The organism is Acidovorax sp., assembly GCF_046314175.1.
In the GTDB taxonomy this organism is placed as follows: domain Bacteria; phylum Pseudomonadota; class Gammaproteobacteria; order Burkholderiales; family Burkholderiaceae_C; genus Acidovorax.
Genome location: NZ_JBKBXG010000142.1, coordinates 1 through 7360 on the forward strand (window position 1 = coordinate 1; position 7360 = coordinate 7360).

Sequence of the window (7360 nt, forward strand, 5' to 3'; positions counted from 1 at the left end):
GGGAGGCGATCGATGCGCGCAAAGCGGCGCTTGCCTTGAGAAGCAGACATGCTGTGGTGACTTTCACGTAAGCGCCCGGAACCGTCCGAGCGACGTGGCTGGCAGAAAGGCCAGCCCGCAGCCACTCTAATGCACAACGCCGCGATGGCTCCACAGATTTTGGCGGTGTCGCACCGCCGCTACGCTTTGCCGTGGTCTTCAGGCGGCGCCGCGCTTGGTGTTTTGCTCGCTGACCAACGCCCACGCAAACATGGCCACGCCACCAAAACCCAACAGAACTCCCACCCAACCGGTAGACGTCCAGCCCAGCCCTGCCGCAATGCCCACGCCGCCCAGCCACGCGCCCAGCGCATTGGCGGCGTTGAAGGCCGAGTGGTTGAGCGCAGCAGCCAGGGTCTGCGCGTCGCCCGCTACGTCCATCAACCGGATCTGCAGCGCGGGGCCGATGGCCACCAGGGTGCCCAAAAGGAAGGTGGCAAACGCTGCGCTCACTGGGTGGTGGGCAGCAGGCACAAACAGCGCCAGTACCACGATAGACCACAGCAGCACCTTGCCCACCGTGGGCATGAGCGCCTTGTCGGCCATGCGCGAACCCACGATGTTGCCTGCCACCATGCCCAGGCCAAACAGCGACAGCACAAACGGCATGAGCGCGGGCGGCATGCCCGCCACCTCAATCAGGGTGGGCTTGATGTAGCTGAACACTGCAAACATGCCGCCAAAACCAATGGCGCCGATGCCCAGGGTGAACCACACCTGCTTGCGCGCCAGCGCGCCCAGTTCGCGCAGCGGGCTGGCGCCGTGCGATGCGGGCATGGCGGGAACCCACAGGCGCACCATGACCACGGCGGCCACGGCGATCAGCCCCACAAACACAAATGCAGCACGCCAGCCAAAGTGCTCGCCCAGCGCGGCAGCAATGGGCACGCCCACCAACGTGGCGGTAGTGAGCCCCAGCATGACCCAGCCCACCGCGCGTGCGCGGCGACCCGGTGGAGCCAGGGCGGCAGCCACCAGCGCGGCCACGCCAAAGTAGGTGCCGTGTGGCAAACCGGTGAGCAGCCGCATGGCGCTGAGCGACGCATACCCTGGCGCCAGGGCCGATGCGAAGTTGCCCAGCGCGTACGCCACCATCAGCGCCATCAGCAGCGCTCGCCGCCCCCAGTGCGCACATGCCACCGCCAGCACGGGCGCGCCCACCACCACACCCAGCGCATAGGCGCTGATGACGTGCCCGGCCTGCGGAATGCTCACGCCAATGTCGCGCGCCACCTCGGGCAGCAGGCCCATGATGACGAACTCGCCCGTGCCGATGGAAAAGCCGCCGACCCCGAGGGCCAGCACGGCACGCACCAGGGTGCGTTCATCGGTGGGTTCAGAGGGATGTGCAAAGGACAAAGGCTGGGGCGCGGTCATGGCAAGAACAACAGAGGGACGCAACACCAGCAAGCGACGGTGCCGCAAATGAGAGGTCGATGGGGGAGAACGAATGCCAAGTGCGATTACGCAGTTACGCAGTTACGCAGTTACGGGGGTAAACCCGAATTTGGTAACCATAGCATGCCCTCTGGAGCCCTGCAGGGCGAGGTAGCGCGCTACACCAGAGACAGACGCCTGTGGCCTTTGAGTCGGCTGCCGCGATGGCGGTCACGCTGGCGCCCAGAGACCCTCTTTGGTTCTCATTGATCTGGCACCCTTGAAACTGAAATGCCCGTTCGGGCTGAGCCTGCCGAAGCCTCGCGCCGCTCTTCGAATGCACTGAGCGTGAACGGTTTCAGCTCGGCCGGTGCCCACTAAACCCCAAACGTCAAGCCAACCCCTATTACGCCGCAGCCAGGCGTATGGGCAAGGCTGCCGGGCTCAGCCCCGCGTCAGTGCGCCACCAGCAGCTGCACAAACATCTGCACCTTGGCGTGACATTCGGCGCTGATGGAGGTGAACTCCAGGCCGGCCACCCATTCGTCGCCCTCCTGTTTGAGGGTGATCACCCGCGCATACACATCGGCCACGCGGTAGTCCACCAGCGGCAGCTCAAACTCCAGCTTGATCTCGCTGTGCGGCTCCAGTGGCTCGATCATCTCTACCAGCAGGCCGTGGTAGCCGATGTCCCGGATGGCGCCGTGCACGATATGGGGCACCACAATCTTGTCCTGCATGCGCTGGCACAGGCAGGGCAGGCGCGCATCCACCCGGTGGCTGCGGCGGAACTCTTGCCGCGGCACCTTGAGTTTTTTCGAAGGGATGGCGATCAGCTCGCGCAGGCTGACGGGCTGCGTGCGGCCCTTGACGAAAACCTGCATGGGGGCAGACGCCGACACCAGGCCCCAGCAGCGCTGGTAGGTGGAGTCGCTGATGAGCACCTGGCCGCGCAGGCTCAGCGCCTCAATGCGCGAGGCCAGGTTGACCGCCTCGCCGATCACGGTGTATTCGGAATACACGTCAGAGCCGAAACGCCCGGCCATCACCGTGCCCGTGTTCACGCCGATGCCCAAAAACACCTCGGGCAGGCGCTCGGTCAGGTGCGCAAGATTCAGCTCGCGCATGGCGACCTGCATCTCGACGGCGCACATCAGCGCGCGGTCCACATCATCGTCGCGGCTGATTGGCGCACCGAACAGCACCATGATCGAGTCGCCCATGAACTTGTCGATGCTGCCCTGGTACTTGAAGACCACCTCGGACAGCCGTGACAGGCAGCGATTGAGCGCGGCAATGACCACCGCCGCTGGCTGCGAGCCCGAAAGCGCAGTGAACCCGCGCAGGTCAGCCAGCAGGATGGTGACTTCGCGCGGAGCTACCTCCATCGCTTCCGAGACGCCCCCGTCGGGGCTTTCCATGCCGTGCAGGATGCCCGCCATCTCAGCCTGCGCTGAGTCAGAAAGGAGCGCACCGGTCTCGCGCTCAATCAGCGCCTGCAGGCGGCGCATGGCATCGTGGTGGAATTCTTTGTGCATGGATGCAAGGGAGTGGAGCGGCCGATTGTTTGGTGTGTGGGGCATCGCCGGACCCGCCAGCCAGAATAGGCGCGGCATGCCCAGACGGTCAACCAGTGAAAACACCGCGGGCAAAACCGCAACAGAGCGGGCAGCCAGGCGACCCGGCTGCCCGGCTGCCCGGATGTCAGACTCCCTCCCCCCTCGCGGGGGAGGGTTGGGGAGAGGGGGTGCCCCGCGCCACGCCAGCAGGGGAGCGACGCACCCGTGAAGACGGGCGCCATGAATATATTTATTGTTTTTGACCTCTAGCGCTTATCCAGCAAGCGCTAGCAGCTACAGAAATAGGAGTCTCTTGATGTGCAGCACCAACTGCAACGTTTGCCCCGCTCACACCGCGAGCCACTCACCCTGCCCCACCGTTTGCCGAGACACACACACAAACTCTGTCGACGCTTCGTCATAGTCCCACCGCGCCGCAAACCGAGCCATTCCGCCGACTGCGGTGCCAGATGCCTCCACCGTCAGCACCACCAGGCTGTTGGGGCTGCCGTGGCGTAGGCGGTGCGACACCGCAGTGCCGGCCCGGCAGGCCCACAGGCCCGGCAGGGGCTGCAGCACGCCGGGCTCATGCAGGTGGCCGGACAGCAGCATCTGTGCGCCCGCGGTGCGCCAGCGCTGCACGGCTTCATCCGCTCGGGATGGGCGGTGTTCGCGGTCGTCCGCGTCGCGCGCGACCAGAGGGTGGTGGCTGGCCACAATGCGCCACGCATCCGGCGGAGCGCGGGCCAGCAGCGCGGCCACATGGTCAATCTGCGCGGACGACAGGCTGCCGCGCTCGTGCCGCCAGGCGCGCGTGGTGTTCACGCCCACCACATAGAAGGCGCCCATTTGCCGCACAGGCTCCTGGTCCATGCCGAACTGGTGGGCATAGCGCTCGTAAGCGCGGCCCCAGCGCATCCACCAGGCGAACAGCGGCAGGTCGTGGTTGCCGGCCAGCACCAGGGTTGAACGGGCATGCAGGCCTTTGACAAAACGCGCGGCCTGCTCAAACTGCGGCGCAGTGGCGCGCTGGGTCAGGTCGCCCGACACCACCACCATGGCCACCCCCAAGCGCTGCGCCAGCCGCTGCGCCGCCGCACACACCGCAGGATCATGCGCACCGAAGTGCAGGTCCGACAGGTGCATCAAAACGGTCATCCGGGCTTTCTACTTTCTTCCGAGCGGTGTGCGTTGGGCGAACGTCATGCGGGCATAAGGCCTGGCACCGGTGCGGGTTCGGGCGCCGGTGCAGGCGAAGGGGCGCCCTGGGCGTCGCCTTCGGGCCCGTCTTGCCGTGTCAGCGTGGTGGGCGCCACCAGCCAGAGCGGACGCTCGCTCAAACGGAAATGCAGTGGTGGCGCCATCCACTCCCGTTCACCATCAAACGCCAGCTTGACTTGGGGAGGGCGCCAGCTGGCTGGGGTCACAGTCAGCTCTGAACATGCGATGCTGACCACCGAGTTGTCTTTATCCAGTTGCCCCGTGGCAGCGTTCCACACGGTGCGGGCAACGGCCCACCGGCCTTGGGGCTTGAGCATGATCACCGCCAGCTTTCCGCCATCGGCCACCATCTGTGCCTGGGGCAGACCCATGCGGTCCAGCTGCAAGGGGTTGTTGCCCACAAACAGGGTGGTCACCAAGTGTTCTTCCTGCACTGCGTCGGCACCACGGTGCGTTTTCATCACCACGCGCCAACGGCGGCCCGACGAGGGGCGGAACAAGGTCCACACCGCCGCCGCAACGGCTACCCAGCGTGATCGGCCAAACCGCAGGGATGCCATTTCGCGGTGCGCCAGCATCTTCGTGTACAGACCCACGCTGGCGTTGACAACGAACATGCGCCGGTTGACAAAACCCACCTGAACCGGCCGCAGGTCCCCGTCCTTTAGTGCCTGCAACATGTCCTGGATGGCAGTTTCGGGGTCAAGGGCCAAGCCATGTTCACGGCTGAAATAGTTGAAGGTGCCCATTGGCACGACGCCCACGGGTACACCTGCCAGCAGTGCAGCCGATGCCACAGCGTTGATGGTGCCGTCACCCCCTGCTGCCACCACCAGGCCGCCATCGGCCCGCGCTGCCTGCGCGGCGTCTCGCGCCAGTTGCACGATGTCGCCGCGCTGGTCGGGCACATGCCAGATCACGTTGTGCTCCTGCAAGGCGGGCACGCCCTCCAGCGTGGCGCGCAGCAGGTCCAAGTCGGCGCCCGGGCGCTTGGGCACGACCAGATGGATGGGGCCGTGGGGACTGGCAGGCTGCAGGTGTTCGGAGGGGGTCATGTAGGAGGCTTGCATCAGGATGGGCGGCGCTAAACGCTGTGGCACGGGGTGTGCGCGGCAGACCGCTGTGGCCCTCCTGAAACTGGTAATGCGATGGGCTCAATGATTGCCCAACGGCACCCCGCCCGCAGCCAGCAGCTGCGCCCTTGCCGTGTGGGAGTTTGCCGACAGGCGCTGACTGCACTCTTTGCGCTTGCCGTGGTTATGCCATATCCGCGCATACACCTGTTCATCAGTGGGATGTGGGGAACTCCGGTACAACACCCGGTTCCCTTCTTAACCAAATGACGTGAAGGCCGCAGACAACTGATGACGACGACGACGACGACGACGACGATGACGATGACGATGACAACTGCAACGATGGATCTTGCCGGGCTGGGCGCGCTGCTGGCTCGTTACCCGATGGAGTGGTGGGTGGCGGGCATGGTGGCCTCGGCCCTGGTGGGCGCGCTGGCCTTGGCCGGCTTGCGCACCGCACAGCGCCACAGCCCGCCCCTGCGCCGGTTTTTGCCCGCACAGGCGCACTGGGTGGTGTTGGCTGCCATGGGTGCCAGCGCATTCACGCTGGTGCTAGCGGGCGCCACCATGGCCGAACTGGCCGAGAGCGGGCGCACCGGCGGCCACTGGGGCGCGCTGGACGACGCCATTGCCGCAGGCATGCGTGCCCAGGCCGACACGGCGGTGCTGCAGTGGTTTGCGGCACTGACCCACCTGGGTGATTCGTGGGCGCTGGCGGGGGGCACGGTGGTGGTGGCGGTGGCTCTGTGGGTGCGCAAGCACCGGCTGCTGGCCACCGGCTGGCTGGTGGCCATGGCGGGCAATGGTGCGTTGACCAAGATCCTCAAAGAACTTTTCGAACGCGTGCGGCCAGAACATGTGCATGGCATTGCGCAAGCCCACGGGTTCAGCTTTCCCAGTGGGCACAGCAGCGCGTCGATGGCGGCCTACGCCATGCTGGCCTACCTGGCCACCCGCCTGCTCCCAAGACCCTGGCACCTGCCAGCGGTGTTGGCAGCAGGCGCGCTCATCTTCACCACCGGCTGGAGCCGCGTGGTGCTGCAGGTTCACTACGCCAGCGACGTGCTGGCGGGCTGGCTGCTGGCGGGCACCTGGGTGCTGTGCACGGTGCTGATCATGGAGAGTGTGTCGCGCTGGCGCCGCAAGCAATCCGGCTTGGCCCGGGCCTGAGCGGCTTTCGCCTTCACTCAGATGGCGACGAGGTTGCGAATGCCCTTGGCTTCCATCTCGCTGCCGGGCCCGCGCGCAATCACTTCGCCGCGCTCCATCACCAGGTAGTCGTCGGCCAGCTCCTGAGCGAAGTCGTAGTACTGCTCGCACAGCAGGATCGCCATCTCCCCCTTGTCGGCCAGCATGCGGATCACGCGGCCGATGTCTTTGATGATGCTGGGCTGGATGCCTTCGGTGGGCTCGTCCAGGATGAGCAAACGTGGGCCGGGGGCCAGGGCGCGGGCGATGGCCAGTTGCTGTTGCTGACCGCCCGACAGGTCACCACCCCTGCGCTTGAGCATTTGCTTGAGCACGGGGAACAGCTCATACAGATGTGGCGGCACGGGGGTGGAGCCGCTTTTGTAGGCCAGGCCCATGCGGAGGTTCTCTTCCACCGTGAGGCGCCCGAAGATTTCGCGGCCTTGGGGGACGAAGCCGATGCCTGCTCTCGCCCGGTCGTAGGGGGTGGCTTTGTCGATGGGTTTGCCGTCGAAAGTGATGCCGCCGCTTTTGATGGGGACGAGGCCCATGAGGCTTTTGAGCAGCGTGGTTTTGCCGACGCCGTTGCGGCCGAGGAGGACTGTGACTTTGCCAGGTTGGGCGGTGAGGCTCACGTCGCGCAGGATGTGGGAGCCGCCGTAGTACTGGTTGATGTTTTGGACGGTGAGCATGGTGGTTTTTTGAGTGTTTTTGGCCTCTAGCGCTTATTTATCAAGCGCTAATAGCTATTATTTTGATATCTTCAAGTAGCCGTTCGGGCTGAGGTTCTATGGTTCCAGTCAAGCATTAACTGCGTTGCCAGAGACCAATGCGAGATCAAACCGTTTGTGGTTCTTGAACAGGCTGAAGGCCACACGCACCATTTTGCGAGCCAGCACG

At 65.2% G+C, this 7360-nt stretch carries 6 protein-coding genes; 1 reads left to right on the top strand and 5 read right to left on the bottom strand.

Annotated elements, in window-relative coordinates; all coding sequences use genetic code 11:
• Nucleotides 1–198: 198 nt before the first annotated feature.
• The 4 genes from ACK4OE_RS24270 to ACK4OE_RS24285 form a co-directional block, all read right to left on the bottom strand.
• Complete coding sequence (locus ACK4OE_RS24270; protein ID WP_409888918.1) at nt 199–1416, bottom strand: MFS transporter; 1218 nt, start codon at nt 1414–1416, stop codon at nt 199–201.
• A 455-nt stretch (nt 1417–1871) separates the two neighbouring features.
• Nucleotides 1872–2954 carry an adenylate/guanylate cyclase domain-containing protein gene (locus tag ACK4OE_RS24275; protein ID WP_409888920.1) on the bottom strand — a complete coding sequence of 361 codons (1083 nt, stop codon included), beginning with the start codon at nt 2952–2954 and terminating at the stop codon, nt 1872–1874.
• 369 nt (nt 2955–3323) lie between these two features.
• Nucleotides 3324–4133: a metallophosphoesterase family protein gene (locus tag ACK4OE_RS24280; RefSeq protein ID WP_409888922.1), complete on the bottom strand. Its 810-nt coding sequence runs from the start codon at nt 4131–4133 to the stop codon at nt 3324–3326.
• 44 nt (nt 4134–4177) lie between these two features.
• A complete protein-coding gene (locus ACK4OE_RS24285; protein ID WP_409888924.1) occupies nt 4178–5251 on the bottom strand; it encodes a diacylglycerol/lipid kinase family protein in 1074 nt (357 codons plus the stop codon).
• A 309-nt stretch (nt 5252–5560) separates the two neighbouring features.
• Here ACK4OE_RS24285 and ACK4OE_RS24290 point away from each other — a divergent pair, with 309 nt between their 5' ends.
• A complete protein-coding gene (locus ACK4OE_RS24290) occupies nt 5561–6442 on the top strand; it encodes a phosphatase PAP2 family protein (protein ID WP_409888926.1) in 882 nt (293 codons plus the stop codon).
• A gap of 17 nt (nt 6443–6459) precedes the next feature.
• Here the strand turns inward: ACK4OE_RS24290 and urtE are convergent, their stop codons facing one another.
• Nucleotides 6460–7152: an urea ABC transporter ATP-binding subunit UrtE gene (gene urtE, locus ACK4OE_RS24295; RefSeq protein ID WP_409780725.1), complete on the bottom strand. Its 693-nt coding sequence runs from the start codon at nt 7150–7152 to the stop codon at nt 6460–6462.
• Nucleotides 7153–7360: the final 208 nt, after the last annotated feature.